This window comes from Sphaerospermopsis sp. LEGE 08334, assembly GCF_015207205.1.
Lineage (GTDB): Bacteria > Cyanobacteriota > Cyanobacteriia > Cyanobacteriales > Nostocaceae > Sphaerospermopsis.
Genome location: NZ_JADEXH010000102.1, coordinates 1 through 2,499, shown reverse-complemented (window position 1 = coordinate 2,499; position 2,499 = coordinate 1). Strand labels below are relative to the sequence as shown.

3 protein-coding genes are annotated in these 2,499 nt (G+C 43.7%); all 3 read right to left on the bottom strand.

Annotated elements, in window-relative coordinates; genetic code table 11:
• Positions 1-909: VCBS repeat-containing protein (locus tag IQ237_RS25900; protein ID WP_194060108.1), on the bottom strand; the 909-nt coding region annotated here is incomplete at its 3' end.
• A gap of 96 nt (positions 910-1,005) precedes the next feature.
• Positions 1,006-1,548: a hypothetical protein gene (locus tag IQ237_RS25895; protein ID WP_194060107.1), complete on the bottom strand. Its 543-nt coding sequence runs from the start codon at positions 1,546-1,548 to the stop codon at positions 1,006-1,008.
• A gap of 492 nt (positions 1,549-2,040) precedes the next feature.
• The coding region (locus IQ237_RS25890) for a hypothetical protein (protein WP_194060106.1) at positions 2,041-2,499 on the bottom strand (459 nt) is incomplete at its 5' end.

Below are 2,499 nucleotides of genomic sequence, written 5' to 3'. Positions count from 1 at the left end.
GAAGGGGTTGGCTGTTCCTGTTTGTTCTGTGTAGCTGGGGGTAACAGGAACTTCTGTGTTGTTGTAGTATTTCAGGGTACCGAAACCTTCTCCCACCACCGCATCCAGGTCTCCATCCCCGTCTATATCGGCAAAGGTGGGGGTGCTGGAACTCCCCACAAAAATCCCATCGAAGGGGTTGGCTGTTCCTGTTTGTTCTGTGTAGATGGGGTTGGTGGCTGTTCCTGTGTTTTTGTAGTATTTCAGGCTACCGCCACCTTCTCCCACCACCGCATCCAGGTCTCCATCCCCGTCTATATCGGCTATATCGGCAAAGATGGGGGAACTGCTACTTGAACTCCCCACAAAAATCCCATCGAAGGGGTTGGCTGTTCCTGTTTGTTCTGTGTAGATGGGGTTGGTGGCTGTTCCTGTGTTTTTGTAGTATTTCAGGGTACCGAAACCTTCTCCCACCACCGCATCCAGGTCTCCATCCCCGTCTATATCGGCAAAGGTGGGGGTGCTGAAATACCCCACATCAATGCCATCGAAGGGGTTGGCTGTTCCTGTTTGTTCTGTGTAGATGGGGTTGGTGGCTGTTCCTGTGTTTTTGTAGTATTTCAGGCTACCGAAATATTCTCCCACCACCGCATCCAGGTCTCCATCCCCGTCTATATCGGCTAAGGTGGGGGTGCTGGAATTCCCCACAAAAATCCCAGCGAAGGGGTTGGCTGTTCCTGTTTGTTCTGTGTAGATGGGGTTGGTGGCTGTTCCTGTGTTTTTGTAGTAATTCAGGATACCTTCAAATTCTCCCACCACCGCATCCAGGTCTCCATCCCCGTCTATATCGGCTAAGGTGGGGGTGCTGGAATTCCCCACAAAAATCCCAGCGAAGGGGTTGGCCGTTCCTGTTTGTTCGTTAAATGCCATAATTTTGTCCTTGTGTGTTTGTCTTTAAAAGCTGTCTTTTGGTTGTGGTGTTGATTGTTGTACTAAGATATCTAATCCTGCTTATCTATAGTCAAATTACTCAGGTGTGAGATTAACTTTGACTCTAATTCTGTAAATCCCGACGGGCAGTGTGTTGTCACCATTACCTTGTAATAACAACTTCACTCCATAGTCATTAGCGGTGATGGGACCTGTCTGTAATGCTCCAGGTGTGTTTAAATCTGTAGTTCCCGCACTGGGGGAAATACTACCAGTGGCGACGTTAGTATTGCTAGAGTCTTCTACCTCGGCGGTGATGACATCAATATCGTTAAAGGTTTTGGTTGTAAATGTACTACCGTTATCTTCAATACCAGTAACGGCAAATTTTACCCCGGCATTGCAGCTAACGTTGATGTTACCTACGGTATCAGTTTCTAATCTGAGGGGGTTGAGGGTACTATTAATGATGTTTGTTAAGGTTCCGCCTGTGATCTCGTTTACAGAGCAACTTGCAGGTATTTCACCGAAAAAGTCCACATTGGCATTGGCAGTTTGGGCTTGGGCGGGAGAATTAAGGGCTATACTGCTTAAAGCAGCGATACTGGTAAGTAAGGTAAGACGACCTAGATTGATCATTTGAAGTTAGATTAGGTGATTTGACCTGTATATTGAAAATGCTTATCTTTGCTGAGAATGTTGACTCAAGTTATTTTTATCATCGCTTCCTGTTCCTTATTTTCTCAGTCGGAAAAGTCGGATCTTTTAGTCGTAAAAGTCGGATCTTTTTGGGTATATAATATATAATTATACTTATCTGGAAAATCTATAAATAATTACGATGTTTGCAAGATATACTTAGGACTTACGCATTGACAGGATCAACCAAATATGAGGTATGGGTTTCGGGCATTTTAACGTGATTTTTTAATTATTTTTGGGCGATAGCGAAGCGCTGCTGCAAGCAGTTCGCTATTGATCGGAAGTTAATCACCAAAAGCCTGAAACGACGGATTTTCGTTCATGCACATGATGGTGAATTTGTACAGTGCGTAAGTCCTATATACAAAGATACCGGACTTCTTAGAGAAGTCCGGTATCTGCGACAGACAGACAGAATAGAAGAGGAAATTACTGGGGTGTAATCAGAACATTAACACGGATTTTGTAAGTTCCTTGTGGTAATAAGCCAGAAATATTGGTAATATTGAGCTTAACTGGATAATCTTTGCCACTACTGACTGCTGCTTGAACTGCACTTGGTACATTCAACGGATAAATTGGGGTAGACTTACCACTAGGTGAAATTTCACTTTGAATCAGGAGGTTATCACCATCTTTGACTTGAGCGTTGATCAGATCAAGATCGTTATATGTTTTACTGCCAGATAAAACCGTACCGTTATCAGCAATATTGGTAATGCTCAAGACTACGCCAGTAGTATGAGTAACATTTAATATTGCTGGTGTAAAGTATACACTTTCAAATTCTTGATCGGGGGTGTTCTCAATAAGTCCGGGACTGGTGCTGTTAATCTTGACAATAGATGGTATCGTACCTGTAAAGTCTATATTCAGATTTTCGGCTAA

What these genes read in the sequence shown, in the direction of transcription:
- IQ237_RS25895 (WP_194060107.1), bottom strand. Translation starts at nt 1,548, where the DNA reads ATGATCAATCTAGGTCGTCTTACCTTACTTACCAGTATCGCTGCTTTA.